The following is a 15,755-nucleotide window of genomic DNA, read 5'->3' as shown; positions in this document are numbered from 1 at the left end:
CGGCTCGCGGATCCGTCGGGAGGGCGGTCACAGCTCGCCCATGCGCCGGATGACGGGCGCCACGCGCTGCACGCCGTGCCGGTAGGCGCCCCGGGCGGCCCGGCGCACGATCTGCCGGACCGGGCCCGGTTCCCTGTCGGCGGCGGGGGCGCCGGGCAGCGGGCTGCCGTCCGGGCCGAGGTGGTGGCGGGCGAGGATGCCGGGCAGATAGCCGGGCGCGGTGACGGGCGTGTAGTAGGGGGCGAGGGCGGCGAGTCCGCCCCGGCCGAGCAGCTTGGCGATGCGCTCACGGGCCGCGTCGAAGGCCGTCTCGTACGAGCCTTCGGCGGCGACGCCCTGGCGGGCGACCCACTGTTCGTCGGGCAACGGCTCGTGCCCGGCGTCCAGTTGGTCCCAGGAGGCGAGGCACCCCGAGCCCACGAAGTGGTGGTTGCCGAGCGACTCGCGCACACCGAGGTCGGTGAGGACGACGGTGGGGATCCGGCGGTGCAGGGACTCCAGGGCCGCCGTGGAGCTGACCGTGACCAGCAGGTCCGTACGGTCGAGGACCTCGCCCATGTGCCCGTACACGAGGCGGAAGTTGGCGGGCAGGCCGCCCGGGATCCGCTCCGCGAGGCGCTGGTAGGGCTGCTCCTCGATGTGCGTGGTGTGCTCGCCCGGCTTGGAGCGCAGCTTCAGCAGTACCTCGCGGTCCGGGTGCAGCCGGGCGTGCTTCACCAGCCGGTTCAGCAGGTACGTACGGTCCTTGCGGCTCTCCGGGACGGAGGGCTGCGCGGCGAAGACGACCGTGTACGGGTCGTGCTTCTCGTAGGCGGCGCCGCCGAGGAAGGGCAGCGCGACCTCGGTCACGGAGGAGGCGTCGGCGCCCACTCCCTCGTACACGGCGGTGAAACGGTCCGCGTCCTGGCGGGAGTTGGCGAGGACGAGGTCCGCGCCGTGCCGCAGCAGCAGACCGTCGGCGAGCTTCTCGTAGACGACCCCGACATAGCCGGTGACGACGACGGGCCGCTTCACTCGCCCCGGTCCGAAGCGCTCCCGCCACTGGTACGAGAGTCCGTGCAGCATCGCCTGGACGGCGCCGCCGACGAGCGAGAGCACGACGAGGTCGTACGCGGGCTCGCCCTCGGTCCCTTCGGACCCCTCGGAGGCGGACCCCTCGGAAGCGCGGGCCATCTCCCGCAGGAACTCCGCGGCGGTGACCTCCCGGAGGGAGTCGGCGCGCACGCCGACCTCTTCGAGCTGCCGTGCGGTGGGGGTCGCACGGCCGCGCAGGAGGTAGCCGTCGAGCCTGATGTCCGAATCGGCCGGTGCGATGCGGTTCGCGGTGAGCGAGCCCCATTTCCACCGGGTGTCGGAATCGGCGAGGACGGCGACTCGCAGGGACTTCGAGGTACTTGCTGGCACGTCCAAGACGCTAGGAAGCGATTCCGATGCGCGGCCCAACCAGAATGCAACAAAGGGTTAACAGCACAGAGCCGAATGGCGAATCGACCTCGGATCGGCAGCGGAAAAGACCCGATTCACCATTCCGCCACGCGTCGTTCACCTTGCATCTCACCGGCGGTCAAGACGAATGCCGGGCCGCCGCCTAACGTCACTCGGGTGGTCAAGCTCTCCGTCATCGTGCCGTTCTACAACGTGCAGCAATACGCACCCGACACCCTGAGGAGTCTGCGTGCGAACGCACGTGACGACTTCGAATTCATTCTCGTCGACGACTGTTCGCGCGACGAGACCCCGGACATTCTCGCGCGCGCGGAACGCGAGCTCCCGGGCGCGGTGCATGTCAGACACGAGCAGAACGGAGGGCTGGCCACCGCGCGCAACACAGGAATCGACGCGGCAAGCGGCGAATATCTGACGTTCCTCGACGGGGACGACTGGCTGGCCCCCGGCTACTACGAGCAACTCGTGGCCGCCATCGAGGACTTGGGGTGCGACTTCGTGCGCAGCGACCATGTCCAGTGCACCGCGCGGGCCCGCGCCATCCACCGGGTGCCGCACGGCAGGCGCGGTGTCGTGCTGAACCCGCGCGAGGCGATCCTGCCCGCCGACCGGTCCACCTCCGTCGACTACGCGTACGCGTGGGCGGGCGTCTACCACCGCCGGCTGGTCGACCGGGGGCTGCTGCACTTCACCGACGGGCTGCGTACGGCCGAGGACCGGCCGTGGATCTGGAAGCTCCACCGGGAGGCCGAGTCGTTCGCCACGGTGGGGCTGCTCGGTGTGTTCTACCGGCGCGGTGTCGCGTCCTCTCTGACCCAGATCGGCGATGTGCGCCAGCTCGATTTCATTCGCGCGTTCGACCAGGTCGTCGTGGAAACCGCGCAGGACCCGGACGCGGACAAACTGCTTCCCAAGGCCGTGCGCACATATTGCGCGATTATTTCCCATCATCTGGGATCAATCGAAAGGTTCGAGCCACAGGTGGCACGGAAACTGAAGTCGATGAGCGCCGCGGCATTGCGCCGTATGCCGCAGAACGTCCTCGACGAGGCCCTCGACTCCATGGACATCCAGCGCGCCACCCGGCTGCGCAGGCTGCGCCGCCGCCCGGCCGCCGCGGGGGTCGCCGCGTGACCACGCAGATCTTCCTGGCGTCGACGCTGTACGGCACGGCCACGCTCGCCGCCGCCCTCGACTCCGACTGTTTCGCGCCGGCGGACCGCCGCATCCTGCTCGTCTGCAACAACACGGCGACGCCCGAGACGACGCCCGGTGTCGACGAGATGCCCGGGTTCGAGCGGCTGCGCGAGCGGTTCGACGACGTGGTGTCGTGGAACGAGACCATCTCGCCCTTCCACCCGGGCGGTTGGGCCCCCCGGCTCGACGACGTCCCGATCTGGGAGCGGCACCTGCGGCTCGCGTGGGGGCTGGGCGACGATCCGGTGGAACTCGTCGTCGAGTCGATCCAGGTCAATCCGGCGCTCGGCGTCACGCAGATCTTCACCGGCGCGCCCGTCACCGTGTACGCCGACGGTCTGATGAGTTACGGCCCCACGCGCAACAAGATCGACCCGCTGGTCGGCACCCGCGTGGACCGGCTGCTCCACCTCGACCTCGTGCCGGGGCTGCGGCCCCTCCTGCTCACCGAGTTCGGCGTGGAGTCGGAGATCGTGCCGACGGACGCCTTCGTGAAGGTGCTCGCCGAACTGGTCGACACCGGCGACGCGTTGCCGTCGATCGACGAACCGGCCCTGCTGCTGGGCCAGTACCTCTCCGCGCTCGGCATCCTCACGCCCGAGGAGGAGGAGAACCTCCATGTGCGGATGCTGAAGGGTGCCGTCGAACTCGGCCACACCCGTGTGGTGTTCAAGCCGCACCCCTCCGCGCCGGCCCGCTGGACCCGCGGACTGGAGAAGGAGGCCGAGAAGCTGGGCGCCGACCTGACGGTCCTCGACACCCCGGTCCTCGCCGAGGTCCTCTACCAGCGGATGCGTCCCGCCCTGGTCGTCGGCTGCTTCTCCACGGCCCTGCTCACGGCCTACGCGCTGTACGGCCTGCCGGTCGCCCGGGTCGGCACCGCCACCCTGCTCGACCGTCTGACGCCGTACGAGAACAGCAACCGCGTCCCGGTGACGGTCGTCGACGCGCTGCTGCCTGACCTGACCGACCGCGAGGCCGTCACCGGGCAGCGCCGGGGCACGGACGAGCAGGGCCTGACCGACCTCGTGCGGGCCGTCGGCTACGCGATGCAGCCGAAGATCTACCCGGACCTGCGCCCGGCCGCCGAGGCCTATCTGACGAAGCGTCTGAACACGTACACCTGGCGGTACTTCAAGCGCAAGCGCCTCACCTCACTGGCGCTGCCCGGCGCGGTCCCGGCGCAGCTGGCGTTCCTTCCGCGCAACGCGACCGTGCGCCGGGTGGCCCGCCGCGCCCGCTCCCTGAAGAAGGCCGTGCGCCGCTGAGTTTCTCCGGGAAATGAGAACTAACAGACGGTGAATTCATGGGGTCCGGTCAGAGAATGATCAGTTCTTCAACCGGGCCCCACCTGCGAGTCGGACTAGTGTGCTGTGAATTAGCTGAGGCCCTCGGAGGCCCCGGGTCACGGAATCCACGGCCCGCGCTGCGCACGACTTCACAGAACGGCCGTTGAGGGGACCCGTGACCGAAATTCCCGAGGACACACGTACGACGTCCGTGGGCACGGTGGCCCGTGCCGTCCTCCCTGCGGCCGACAGGCCCAGCCCTCCGCAGGTGAAGAGGCCGCGGGAGAACCGGCTGCGGGCCCTGGACGGGCTGCGGCTGATCGCCGCGCTGATGGTGGCGGCGTACCACTACGGCGGTCGTGGCGGCGAGGTCACCCAGGCCTGGGGAAGCTCGCCGGCGGTCCAGTTCCCGACGCTGCACTCGTGGTTCGCGTACGGCTGTCTGGGCGTGCAGGTCTTCTTCGTCATCAGCGGCTTCGTGATCTGCATGAGCGGCTGGGGACGGCCGCTGCGCTCGTTCTTCGCCTCCAGGGCGTCCCGGCTGCTGCCGTCCTACTGGGCGGCGATCGTGATCGTGACGGTGGTGTTCGCGCTGCCCGTGGTGGCGTACAGGACGGTCTCACCGAGCGACACACTGGTGAACCTGACCATGATGCAGCAGCCGCTCGGCGCGGACCGGGTCCTCGGGGTCTGCTGGACGCTCTGGGCGGAGGTCCGCTTCTACGCGCTGTTCGCGCTGTGCGTCGTGATGCCGGGCGCGACCCGGCAGCGCGTGATCATGTTCTGCGCGGGCTGGACCCTGGCCGCCGTGCTCACCCAGGCCGCGAACGAGCCGCTGCTGGACCTGGTCGTGATGCCCGAGTACGCGCCGTTCTTCATCGGCGGCATCGGCCTCTATCTGGTCCACCGCGACCGGCACGACGCGTACGCCTGGGGCATCGTGATCGTGAGCTGGCTGATCGGCCAGAACCAGGCGGTGCGCGGGCTGTGGCACGCGCCGAACCCGGACTTCTTCTCCTACCGCACCACGTTCGGAATCGTCCTCGTCGTCACGTTCGGCTTCGTCGCCGTCGCCGTGATCGCCCTGGGGTGGCTGAACTGGGCGAACTGGCGCTGGCTGACGGTCGCGGGCGCCCTGACCTACCCGTTCTACCTGGTGCACGAGCACCTGGGCTGGGTGGTCATCGAGGCCTACCACCAGAAGCTGGACATCCCGGCGTACGCGACACTGCCACTGACGGTGCTGACGATGCTCACCCTGGCGTGGCTCCTCAACCGGTTCGTCGAGGACCCGCTGACACCACGCATGCGCTCCCTGCTGAACAACCCGAAACGCTAGCCACCGCTCCGGTCGATCCCCCGAGGACAGCAGCAATCGCGGTGTCCACCTCGACCTCGTCGACTGGCTTACCGCAACCACGACGACTGCGCGACCAACACATGGGGCGGCTGGTACGGCACGACCACCAACGGCTGGAGAGCGATTCGGCTCATTGGTTAACTCGTGGCGACGGTCGGGCGAACTGTGGCTCTGTCAGGCGTGGTTGAGCTGTGAATCGAACCCGGTGTGCTGTGTGCTGTTGCCCATTGCCCGACGGGGGGAAGCGGGCGCAGCCGCGGTGCGTGGGGCGTTGACTCCCCCGGCACATCGGATGCGGTCCGGCCACCGGGTGATGCCCAAGGTCATCCATACCTTCCGATATCTGTGGGGGTCACAGAGCCATGCGAACGTTGCTCACCACCAGGGTCGCCCGGCGCGCCCTGCGTCCGATCGCCGACCTCATCGATCAGCGCATCGATCGGCAGATCCGACGCTCCGTCGGTGGCGGTTCCGACAGCACACTGCACGAACTGGCGACACTGAGGAACCGCCAGCGCCCCCTGGAACTGCTGCTCGACGGGACCGGGCGTGGCGTGTCCAGGCTCCCGGCGGAGGTCCATCTCAACCGCGCGATAGCCGAGTTGGCGTCGGTGACCGGGGACAAGGACGGCGCCGAGCGCAACATCGCCCAGTCGTTCCGACTGCTCATCGCCCTGGAGTCGCTCGGGGTCGGCCGCATCGCGGGCGGCACCATGAACATCTGCGGCAAGCTCTCCGCCGTGCCCCTGCTGGATCCGCCGAACGACGAGATCCTGGAGATCGGCACCCTGTACGGGATGTTCGGCGCGGCTCTGATCCGGATGATGGAGCGCGCGGGACGCGACCCGCGTCTGACGATCGTCGACCCACTGGCGGGGCTGCAGCTGCAGCCCGGCACGACCGAGGGAGCCGATCCGACGGGTGTCCCCGTGCGCGGGGCCGCGGTGCGCACCAACCTGGACCTGGTGGGCTCGGCCGGGGCCGCGGCCCGTGTCCAGCAGGGCTTCTCCGAGGACCCCGAGGTGCGTGCCAAGGTCTCCGACCGCAGCTACGGAGTGATCATCGTCGACGGCGACCACTCCGCCGCGGGAGTCAAGGCGGATCTGGAATGGGCCGAGCAGATCGCCGCGCCCGGCGGCATCGTGGTCCTCGACGACTTCGGGCACGCCAAGTGGCCCGGGATCAAGGAGGCCTTCGAGAAGCACATGGCCACGGACACCCGGCTGAGCTTCCTCGGCCAGGTGGCGAACTCGGGCTATCTGCGCGCGGCGTGAGGGCCGCGGCCGTGAGCCCCGGCGTGGCCGTGAGCCCCGGCGTGGCCGTGAGCGCCCGGACACCCAAGGGTGACGAGGCGGCGTACGCCGCTGTGTGACGGTCGTGGGCCCGGCGGGGCGAGCGGAGTCCGGGGAGTCCGGGAAAAGCACCGCGACCCGGGCGGCCCGGCCCGCGCCGCCGCGCCGGGCCGCCCTTCACCTCCCTCGCCTCACCCCCGCCGCGCCTCGACCCCGGCGATCACCAGCTCCAGCCCCTCCTCGAAGTGCCGGTCGTAGTTCTCGAAGATCTCCGCGCCCGCCTGAGCCGACAACGGATAGTCGGCCATCAGGCGGGCGCGTTCGTCCACGTCGTAGCCCTCTCGGCGTTCGCCGGGCAGTGGCTCGACGCCCTGTTCCTCGGTGACGAAACCGAGGGTGTAGAGGTACGTCGTCGAGGTCGCGCGGACCGCCTCGGTGAGGGTGAACCCGGCGGCCGTGAACAGCCGCAGGTTGTCCTCCATCTGCTCGGCGTGCTCGATGCCGGTGAAGCGTGAGCCGCTGAACACCTTCGCGCCGTCGCGGTAGCCGAGCAGCGCGTCCCGCAGCCCCCGGTTGGACTTGCGCAGCCGCTCCTGCCAGGTGTCGTCCGGGTCGAGGGCGGTGCCGGCGATCATCCGGCGGTACATCTCGGTCGCCATCTCGTCGAGCAGCGCCTGCTTGTCCTTGAAGTGCCAGTACAGAGCGGGCGCCTTGACGTCCAGCTCCTTCGCGATGGCCCGCAGGCTGAGGCCGTCCAGGCCCACCTCGTTCAGCAGCTTCAGGGCGGTGTCCGCGACACGTTTGCGGTCGAGGGGCGCTCGGCGTTCCGTATTCACACTTGACAGCTTAACGGCGTTAAGGCCACTCTCGTAGAGCAGCGCACTTAACAGCGTTAAGGAGGCTGGTCATGACCACTCACACGGACGTACAGACGGACGTACTGATCGTCGGCGCGGGCCCCACCGGGCTCGCCCTCGCGGCCGACCTGGCCCGGCGCGGGACGCGCGCCCTCGTCGTCGAGCGGGCCGACGCGCTCTTCCCCGGCTCGCGCGGCAAGGGGATCCAGCCGCGGACCCTGGAGGTCTTCGACGACCTCGGCGTACTGGACGCGATCCGGGCGGGCGGCGGCGCGTACCCCGTCGGGATGATCTGGCAGGACGGGGCGCGACAGGGCGAGCACCGGATGTTCGACGAGACGGAGACGACGGAGGCCGAGCCGTACGCGGGCGGCCCGTGGATGGTGCCGCAGTGGCGGACGCAGGAGATCCTGTTCGCGCGGCTGGAGGAGCTGGGCGGGAGTGTGGCCTTCGGCCGCGAGCTGACGGGTCTCACCCAGGACGAGGACGGCGTGACCGCGTCCTTCACCGGTGGCTCCCCCGTCCACGCCCGCTACGCCGTCGCCGCGGACGGCGGCCGCTCGGCGGTGCGCCGCGCGCTCGGGATCGGCATGACCGGGGAGACGGTGGACCCGGGTCCGACGCTGGTCGCGGACCTGCGCATCAGCGGACTCGACCGGGACAACTGGCATGTGTTCCCGCCCGCCGACGGCGAGGGCTTCCTGGCGATCTGCCCGCTGCCGCACACGGAGGACTTCCAGCTGGCAGGCAGCTTCGAGGATCCGGCCGCCGAACCGGACCTGTCCCTCGACGGCATCCGGAAGCTGGTCGCCACGCGGACACACCTCGCGGCCGACGACGTGACCGAGGTGCGCTGGGCATCGGACTTCCGGCCGCGCGCCGCGATGGCGGACCGGTTCCGTCAGGGGCGGGTCTTCCTCGCGGGCGACGCGGCGCACGTCCACTCACCGGCGGGCGGACAGGGCCTGAACACCAGCGTCCAGGACGCCTACAACCTCGGCTGGAAGCTCGGGGCCGTCCTGCGGGGCGAGGCTCCCGAGTCGCTCCTCGACTCGTACGAGGAGGAGCGGCTGCCGATCGCCGCGCACATGCTCGGCCTCTCCACCCGCGTCCACCGGGGCGAGGTCCGCCGCGGCACGGCCACACAGCAACTCGGCCTGGGCTACCGGGGCTCGTCGCTGGCGGTCGAGACCCGGGGCGGTCTGCCGGAGGACGCCCTCCACGCGGGCGACCGCGCACCGGACGGCACGCGCGGAGGCGTACGCCTCTTCGACGCGTTCCGGGGCCCGCACTGGACACTGCTCACGGTGGGCACGGACACCGACCTGCCCGAACTCGCGGCCCGCACGGTGCGCACGGTCCGGATTCCGGCGTACGAGGCGTACGGAGCCGGGGTGTTCCTCGTCCGGCCCGACGGTTACGTGGGCTGGGCGGGCACGTCGGCGGAGGGGCTGGCGGAGTACGCGGAGAGCGTGGGTGTCGCTGGCTAGGCGGGGTCAGTCGCCGTCGAGGAGAGTGTCCACAGACAGGTCGGGGGTGACGCCGACGGACTCCGGTACAGGGACGCTTTGGCCCCGCTTGAAGTGCTGGGGTGCGTCGTACTTTCCGTCGACCGGGTTCTGGTAGAGAAGTACCTCGTCATGTTTCCGGTCGGCCACGATATAGACCGGGATGCCCGCCTCGGCATAGCTCTCGACCTTGGGGCCGAGGTCGTCCGACCAGTTCGAGGACGTTACCTCCACGACCAGACGGAAGACGTTCGGGGCGTAGCAGTTCTTCTGGACGAGGGCGTCCCGGAAGTCCTCGTCGACGACGGAGAAGTCGGGGATCGCGTAGTCGTCGGGCAGCGCCGGCAGCCAGAGTCCGATGCCCTGGACGTATTCGTGCCCCGCCTCCACGATCCCTGCCCGGTCGAATGCCCGGCCCAGCTTCGTCAACGACAGAGCATGCGAGCCGTCCCGCGGCGGTGTCACAGTGAGCCTCCCCTGGAGAATCTCCACGCGGTGCCCAGGCAGTGCACGGGAGAGCAGGTCGGCGGCTTCGCCCAACGTCAGCTCGTGTTGCAGTACAGCCACGGCATCCTCCTTTTCGGGGGTCACTCTTCATGAGCGTTACCGGGGGCGTGCATTTTCCGCCCTCGATCACTCGTACGGAGTAATCGCCCAGGTCAGAAGGCATCCGTCGGCACGTAGGTCCCCCAGATCTCCCGCAGGGCGTTGCACACCTCCCCCACCGTCGCCCGCGCCCGCAGCGCGTCCTTCATCGGGTACAGGACGTTGTCCTCGCCCTGTGCCGCCTTCTTCAGGGCGGCCAGGGCAGCGTGGACCGCCGCACGGTCGCGCTCGGCCCGCAGCCTCGCGAGCCGTTCGGCCTGCCGGGCCTCGATCGCCGGGTCGACGCGCAGCGGCTCGTACGGCTCCTCCGCGTCGAGCCGGTACCGGTTGACGCCGACCACGACCCGCTCCCCGGAGTCGGTCTCCTGGGCGATCCGGTAGGCGCTGCGCTCGATCTCGCCCTTCTGGAAACCGTGCTCGATGGCGCCGACCGCGCCGCCCAGGTCCTCGACCCGGCCCATCAGGTCGACGGCGGCCGCCTCGACGTCGTCGGTCATCCTCTCGATCACGTACGAGCCCGCGAACGGGTCGACGGTCGCGGTCACGTCCGTCTCGTAGGCCAGGACCTGCTGGGTGCGCAGGGCCAGGCGGGCCGACTTGTCGGTCGGCAGCGCGATGGCCTCGTCGAAGGAGTTGGTGTGGAGGGACTGGGTGCCGCCGAGGACCGCGGCCAGGCCCTGCACGGCGACCCGGACGAGGTTCACCTCCGGCTGCTGCGCGGTCAGCTGCACGCCGGCCGTCTGCGTGTGGAAGCGCAGCATCAGCGACTTGGGGTCCTTCGCCCCGAACTCCTCGCGCATCACCCGCGCCCAGATCCGGCGTGCCGCCCGGAACTTGGCGACCTCCTCCAGGAGCGTCGTACGGGCCACGAAGAAGAACGACAGGCGGGGCGCGAAGTCGTCCACGTCCATGCCGGCGGCCACCGCGGTGCGGACGTACTCGATGCCGTCCGCCAGTGTGAACGCGATCTCCTGTGCGGGTGAGGCCCCGGCTTCCGCCATGTGATAGCCGGAGATCGAGATGCTGTTCCACCGCGGGATCTCGGCCCGGCAGTACTTGAAGATGTCCGCGATCAGCCGCAGCGACGGCTTGGGCGGGAAGATGTACGTGCCGCGCGCGATGTACTCCTTCAGCACGTCGTTCTGGATCGTGCCGGTGAGTCTGTCGGCCGGCACGCCCTGCTCCTCGCCGACCAGCTGGTACATCAGCAGCAGGAGCGCCGCGGGCGCGTTGATCGTCATCGACGTCGACACCTGGTCCAGCGGGATCCCGTCGAACAGCACCCGCATGTCCTCGACGGAGTCGATCGCCACCCCCACCTTGCCGACCTCGCCGTGCGCGATCGGGGCGTCGGAGTCGTGGCCCATCTGGGTGGGCAGGTCGAAGGCCACCGACAGGCCCGTCGTGCCGTGCGCGATCAGCTGCTTGTAGCGGGCGTTCGACTCGACGGCCGTACCGAACCCGGCGTACTGCCGCATGGTCCACGGCCGGCCCGTGTACATGGACGGGTAGACGCCCCGCGTGAAGGGATACGCACCGGGTTCGCCCAGTTTCTCCGCCGGGTCCCAGCCCTCCAGGGCGTCCGGCCCGTAGACCGGCTCGATGGGCAGTCCGGACTCCGACTCGCGCGCCATGACGTCTGCCTCCCACTGGACCGGGACGGGCCTGCGCCCCCAACAATGCCGCGTAGTTCGCAACCGGGCACGCGCGGGAAACATCTCAGGGGACACGACGCACCACCGGGGGTCGGTGAGCAACGGGGGGTTCGGATGCGTATACCGGTCATGTGGCGAACAGGCGCGGTGGCGACGACGATGGCGGCGCTCGTCGCGGTGAGCGGATGCACCGTCCAGACCGTCGGCCCGTCCGCGGAGACCTCCGGCGGACAGACACCCGCCGGGACGGCACCCGTCGGTACGTCTCCGGCCAGTAAGTCACCGGCCGGTACGTCACCGACGCCCGGCGGTTCCCCGGACGATGCCAAGCCGTCGAAGCCGAAGCCCGCCGAACCGCCCGCGCCCGCCCCCAGGACCCTGTGGTCGAAGGACGATCGGGGCAGGGACGTACGGGAACTGCAGGCCCGGCTGCGTCAGGTTCTCTGGCTCCACGAGGGTCCGACCGGGACGTACGGCGGCTCGACCGTCACCGCGGTGAAGGGCTTCCAGGGCAAGCGGGGCCTGCCGAAGACCGGGAAGACGGACGCCGTGACCTGGCAGCGGCTGGTGAGGATGACGCGCGAGCCCGGCAAATGGGAGCTGTACGCGTCGGGCGGTCAGCCGGCCGCGACGCCGGATCCGCGCTGTATGACGGGCCGGGTGCTGTGCGTCAGCAAGACGAGCCGCACCCTGCGCTGGATGATCGACGGCCGCACGGTCTCGACGATGGACGTGCGCTTCGGCTCGCAGTACACGCCGACCCGGGAAGGTGTCTTCAACGTCTACTTCAAGTCGCGCCACCATGTGTCGACGATCTACGACTCACCCATGCCGTACGCGATGTTCTTCAGCGGCGGCCAGGCCGTCCACTACTCCTCGGACTTCGCGGCGACGGGCTACTACGGAGCCTCGCACGGCTGCGTGAACGTACGGGACGAAGGGAAGATCGCGGCGCTGTTCTCCCAGGTGAGGAACGGCGACAAGGTCGTCGTCTACTGGTGAGGAACCGGCGGCGGGCAGAGCGTGTGGGCGCGGGCGGGACCGGGGGAACGTGTCCCGCCCGCGCCACTGTGCACTGAGCCGTGGGTACGGGGGGAACCCCGGCTCGTGCGACAGCCGATGACCAGTCGGCTGCTTACTACTGCGTCAGGGCGGCCGAAAACGTCACACCGGGCCGACGGCAGCCGGGCAGCGGTGGGAAACCGCAGGTCGGGCGGCGGTCAGGAGGGTGACGAGAGCGCGGGGAGCGCCCGCGGGGTGTGCGGGGCGGATGCCCTGGATCCGGCGGACCGCGGCTTGGGTCCCGTGGACCGGGCCGGAGCACCGGCGTCGGAGTCGGTGGCCAGAGCTCGAACAGGTGCCCGAACGGGCGTCTGGCTCGGTGCGGCCTGTGTGCTCTGTGCGCTCCGTGCGGTCGGTGCCTGAGTCGATGTCCGAGTCGATGTCCGACTCGGTGCCTGGAGCAGCGTCCGTACGGGTGTCGGAGTCCGCGTCGCCGGGAGTCGGGCGGGAGCGAAGGCCGAGGGTCTGGCGGGGGTGAAGGCCGTGGGTTCGGCCGCGCCGGTGGCAAGGAGGACCGTGCCGCTGCCGCCCCGGAACGCGCCCGCGCCTATGTGCGAGCCGTCGCCGCCCCCGTCGCCGTCGTCGTCACTGCCCCTGCCGTCTCTGCCGTCTCCGTCCCTGCCGTCTCCGTCTCTGCCCTCGCGGTCGTTGTTCCAGCCCGAGCCGCCCCGGCCGGACTCGCCCCTGCCCGACCCGTTGCCGCGCCGGCCGTCACCGGAGCCGCGGTCGTCCCGGTCCTTCAGGAGGCCCTTGCAGTACTTCTTCACCTGCTCGGCGCCGTTCGCCGCGTCCTCCAGACCGTGTCTGCGCTCGGAGTCGAGGTTCTTGCCGTCGCGGTAGTCGCGGCAGGCCGAGGTGAGCCAGCGCCACCCCCGGCCGGGCCGCCCCTCGCGCCGGTCGTCGCCGGGATCGGTCCGCGCACCCGGGTCCGTACCGCCGCGCGCCTCTCCGCCCGGGACCGAGCCCTTACCGGTCGGGCCGCCCGCGCTGCCGTCGGGCCGCGGCACGTCGGGGCCGCCGCCCGGCTTCTTCTCGGGGGACGGCGAGACGTGTGGGCGGTCCGGGGTGACGGCCACGCTCGCGGACGCGCCGGGTTCCGGTTCCTCTCCGCCGAACCGCAGGACACCGGAGGCCGCGACCATGGCGGCTCCGCCGATCATCCCGGCGGCCAGCGCGGCGGCGAGTCCGTATCGCATCGGGCGGCCCCAGCGGGAGGGGACGCGCCCATGAGCGACGGGGCGGCCGAGGTGGACGAGTCCCGCGTCGGAGGAGATCTGGGAAGCCGCGGAGGAAGCGGCGGAGGCCGAGGAGGTGGAGCGGGCACGCGTGCGCGGGCCGAGGCCGGCCTGTTCGCCGTTCTTGCCGGTGCGTGCTTTGCGGAAGGCGGCCAACGCGGCTGCCTCGCCGGGGAGTTCGGCGTCGGCCGGCGTGGGGTCGGCGGTCTGCGTGCCCAGCGCGTCGAGGGCTTCGAGCGCCTCGGTGAGCCGGTCGGCCTGGTCACGGCTGTCGGCGTCGACGGCGTCCAGCGGCTCGCCGCGCAGCAGCCGCTCCGCCGTGTCGCGGTCCAGCCACCTGTACTGCTCGTCGGCCATCACATGTCCTTCTGCGTCCGCGAACGCGTATGCGTCACACCGGCGGACGTCACCGCGCGGGTACGCGGTTCTGCGTGTGGGGGTCTTTGTGGGGGTACGGAACTCAGGGATCCGGCCGATTCCGGATCCGCGCCGATCAGCTCCGCGAGCCGCTTCAGACCGCGGTGCGCGGCCGTGCGGACGGCGCCCGGGCGTTTGCCCAGGGTCTCGGCGGCGGTCTTCGCGTCGAGGCCGACGACGACGCGCAGTACGACGGCCTCGGCCTGGTCCTGCGGGAGCTGGGCTATGAGGGAGAGCGTGCTGCCGGTGGCGAGGGCCTCGATGGCCTCACCTGCGGTGTCGGACTCGGCCGCTCTGCCGGTGAGCTCGGTCTCGTCGCCGCCTATCGCGGGGCGGCGGCCGCGCATGCGTATGTGGTCGAGGGCGCGGTTGCGGGCGATCCGGGCCGCCCAGCCGCGGAAGCGGTCGGCGTCGCCACTGAACCGTTCGAGGTCGCGGGCGATCTGCAGCCAGGCCTCGGACGTGACGTCCTCCGCGTCCGGGTCGCCGACCAGCGTCCGTACGTACCCCAGGAGCCGTGGATGCACGGCTCGGTACACAGTCCGGAACGCGGTCTCGTCTCCGTCCTGTGCCGCAAGCACCGCGGCGGTCAGCTCCGCGTCGTCCCCCAGCACCGCGCCCCTTTTGCGCCTAAGCCGGCGCCGCTCTCGCGGACCGGGTCCTCGCCGTCGTGGTTCCTCGATTGGTGGCCGCGGTCGTGGACCCTCCGTGGATTCAGGTCTGCCGCAGTCCGGCGCGAAAGGCACGTTACGGCGTGAAACCGTTCCCCGTCCATGTCCGTACAACGTGCAACGATCGCGTTCCGGCCTGGGGTGTGACACAAAACGCACCTCCGACGCTGAAGCAAGTACGGGCCGCCGCGCGGTCCGTGCCGCGCGACGGCCGGGGCCTCTCCTGTGGGGGGTGGCGGCTCCGGCCGTTGCCATCGGCACGGTGAGGCTGGGACTTCGTCCCGCTTTTCACCCTTTGTCGGCCGCTCTCGGTCAGTCGGTCTCGCTTTTCGGGCTCTTCGTACTCTTCGGATTCTTCGTGGCGCCGCTGCCGGGAGCCTTGGACTCCTTGGACGTCTTGGGTGTCCTGGGCGATTTGCTCGGCTTTCCCTTGTCGCCGTTCTTCTTCTCGGCCGACTGCCCGGCGCAGTACGCCTCGACGTTCTCCTCGCCGCCCGCGGCTTGTATCAGCCGCTGCCAGGCGGTCGAGTCGAGGGCTTTGCCGCGCTTCTTGACGGAGTCGTACGCGCGGCAGTGGGCCTCGGTGTCCTGGGCGGGCGGCGGACGGTGGGCACCACGGCCGGCCTGCGCGGGCGGGGACGGATTCGGCGCGGCGACGGCGGGGCCGGTCGGAGCGCTGCTCACGGCGGGCAGGGGCCCGCCCCCACGCTGGTCCCGCGTTCCGCCGTCCCCCGAGCCGATGGCCGCGACCGCGACCCCGCCGAGCGTCACGCTCGCCGCCAACGCCACCAGGGTCGCCCGCACCGACCAACCGCCCCGCCGCTCCCGCTCCGGCCGCCAGTCGTCCCGCCGCCGGTTGCGCGCCGCCGCCCGGTGCGCCCCCTCGTCCCGCGCCGCCCGAAACGCGGCGAGGGCCCGCCCCTCGGCATCGGCGTCGACCTCGCCGCCCCCGCGCACGGCGGCGGCGAGCACGGCATCGAGGTCGGGCGGATTCACCCCGCCCGCCGGGCGCGCGGCGAGGCCCCCGGGCTCCTCGCCGGCCGGGCCCGCCGTCAGAGGATCCGGATGCGGGGCACCCTTCGCGGGGTTCGCAGGGTTCACCGGAGCGGGGCTCGGGGGGCCGTCGGGGTCGTGTCGTTCAGGCATGTCCGTATCCACCC

13 protein-coding genes are annotated in these 15,755 nt (G+C 71.0%); 6 read left to right on the top strand and 7 right to left on the bottom strand.

Going from position 1 to position 15,755, the window contains the following annotated elements; genetic code table 11:
• Positions 1-27: 27 nt before the first annotated feature.
• Positions 28-1,404 (bottom strand): DUF6716 putative glycosyltransferase, encoded by a 1,377-nt coding sequence (locus ACH4YP_RS06295; RefSeq protein WP_398489635.1) that lies wholly within the window; start codon positions 1,402-1,404, stop codon positions 28-30.
• Positions 1,405-1,602: 198 nt separating this feature from the next.
• Between ACH4YP_RS06295 and ACH4YP_RS06290 the strand changes: the two genes are divergently transcribed.
• The 4 genes from ACH4YP_RS06290 to ACH4YP_RS06275 all read left to right on the top strand — a co-directional run bounded on the left by ACH4YP_RS06290 (position 1,603) and on the right by ACH4YP_RS06275 (position 6,566).
• Complete coding sequence (locus tag ACH4YP_RS06290; RefSeq protein WP_398489634.1) at positions 1,603-2,580, top strand: glycosyltransferase family 2 protein; 978 nt, start codon at positions 1,603-1,605, stop codon at positions 2,578-2,580.
• Positions 2,577-3,911, top strand: a complete 1,335-nt coding sequence (locus tag ACH4YP_RS06285) for an alpha-2,8-polysialyltransferase family protein (protein WP_398489633.1) — start codon at positions 2,577-2,579, stop codon at positions 3,909-3,911. The genes ACH4YP_RS06290 and ACH4YP_RS06285 overlap by 4 nt, the downstream gene beginning before the upstream one ends.
• 196 nt (positions 3,912-4,107) lie before the next feature.
• Positions 4,108-5,271 carry an acyltransferase family protein gene (locus tag ACH4YP_RS06280; RefSeq protein ID WP_398489631.1) on the top strand — a complete coding sequence of 388 codons (1,164 nt, stop codon included), beginning with the start codon at positions 4,108-4,110 and terminating at the stop codon, positions 5,269-5,271.
• A gap of 383 nt (positions 5,272-5,654) precedes the next feature.
• Positions 5,655-6,566, top strand: a complete 912-nt coding sequence (locus ACH4YP_RS06275) for a class I SAM-dependent methyltransferase (RefSeq protein ID WP_269647900.1) — start codon at positions 5,655-5,657, stop codon at positions 6,564-6,566.
• Between the two features lie 209 nt (positions 6,567-6,775).
• On the opposite strand, the gene ACH4YP_RS06270 is transcribed toward ACH4YP_RS06275, so the two are convergent.
• Positions 6,776-7,420 (bottom strand): TetR/AcrR family transcriptional regulator C-terminal domain-containing protein, encoded by a 645-nt coding sequence (locus ACH4YP_RS06270; RefSeq protein ID WP_398489629.1) that lies wholly within the window; start codon positions 7,418-7,420, stop codon positions 6,776-6,778.
• Positions 7,421-7,491: 71 nt separating this feature from the next.
• On the opposite strand from ACH4YP_RS06270, the gene ACH4YP_RS06265 reads away from it, so the two are divergent.
• Positions 7,492-8,931: an FAD-dependent oxidoreductase gene (locus ACH4YP_RS06265; RefSeq protein WP_398489627.1), complete on the top strand. Its 1,440-nt coding sequence runs from the start codon at positions 7,492-7,494 to the stop codon at positions 8,929-8,931.
• Positions 8,932-8,937: 6 nt separating this feature from the next.
• On the opposite strand, the gene ACH4YP_RS06260 is transcribed toward ACH4YP_RS06265, so the two are convergent.
• Both ACH4YP_RS06260 and ACH4YP_RS06255 read right to left on the bottom strand, forming a co-directional pair.
• Entirely contained in the window at positions 8,938-9,516 is a 579-nt protein-coding gene (locus tag ACH4YP_RS06260) for a Uma2 family endonuclease (RefSeq protein ID WP_398489626.1), read from the bottom strand.
• Between the two features lie 92 nt (positions 9,517-9,608).
• Positions 9,609-11,189 (bottom strand): methylmalonyl-CoA mutase, encoded by a 1,581-nt coding sequence (locus ACH4YP_RS06255; RefSeq protein WP_398489625.1) that lies wholly within the window; start codon positions 11,187-11,189, stop codon positions 9,609-9,611.
• A 135-nt stretch (positions 11,190-11,324) separates the two neighbouring features.
• Here ACH4YP_RS06255 and ACH4YP_RS06250 point away from each other — a divergent pair, with 135 nt between their 5' ends.
• Positions 11,325-12,212, top strand: coding sequence for a L,D-transpeptidase family protein (locus ACH4YP_RS06250; RefSeq protein ID WP_398489624.1), 888 nt, complete (start codon positions 11,325-11,327; stop codon positions 12,210-12,212).
• A 218-nt stretch (positions 12,213-12,430) separates the two neighbouring features.
• On the opposite strand, the gene ACH4YP_RS06245 is transcribed toward ACH4YP_RS06250, so the two are convergent.
• The 3 genes from ACH4YP_RS06245 to ACH4YP_RS06235 all read right to left on the bottom strand — a co-directional run bounded on the left by ACH4YP_RS06245 (position 12,431) and on the right by ACH4YP_RS06235 (position 15,741).
• Positions 12,431-13,864 carry a hypothetical protein gene (locus ACH4YP_RS06245; RefSeq protein ID WP_398489623.1) on the bottom strand — a complete coding sequence of 478 codons (1,434 nt, stop codon included), beginning with the start codon at positions 13,862-13,864 and terminating at the stop codon, positions 12,431-12,433.
• Positions 13,864-14,538, bottom strand: coding sequence for an RNA polymerase sigma factor (locus tag ACH4YP_RS06240; protein ID WP_055617921.1), 675 nt, complete (start codon positions 14,536-14,538; stop codon positions 13,864-13,866). The genes ACH4YP_RS06245 and ACH4YP_RS06240 overlap by 1 nt, the downstream gene beginning before the upstream one ends.
• Positions 14,539-14,907: 369 nt before the next feature.
• Complete coding sequence (locus tag ACH4YP_RS06235; RefSeq protein ID WP_398489622.1) at positions 14,908-15,741, bottom strand: hypothetical protein; 834 nt, start codon at positions 15,739-15,741, stop codon at positions 14,908-14,910.
• Between the last annotated feature and the right edge of the window lie 14 nt (positions 15,742-15,755).

It is taken from the genome of Streptomyces sp. NPDC020747, assembly GCF_044334695.1.
GTDB lineage: Bacteria > Actinomycetota > Actinomycetes > Streptomycetales > Streptomycetaceae > Streptomyces.
The sequence above is the reverse complement of the archived record's forward strand: the minus strand, read 5'-3'. Positions and strand labels throughout refer to the sequence as shown.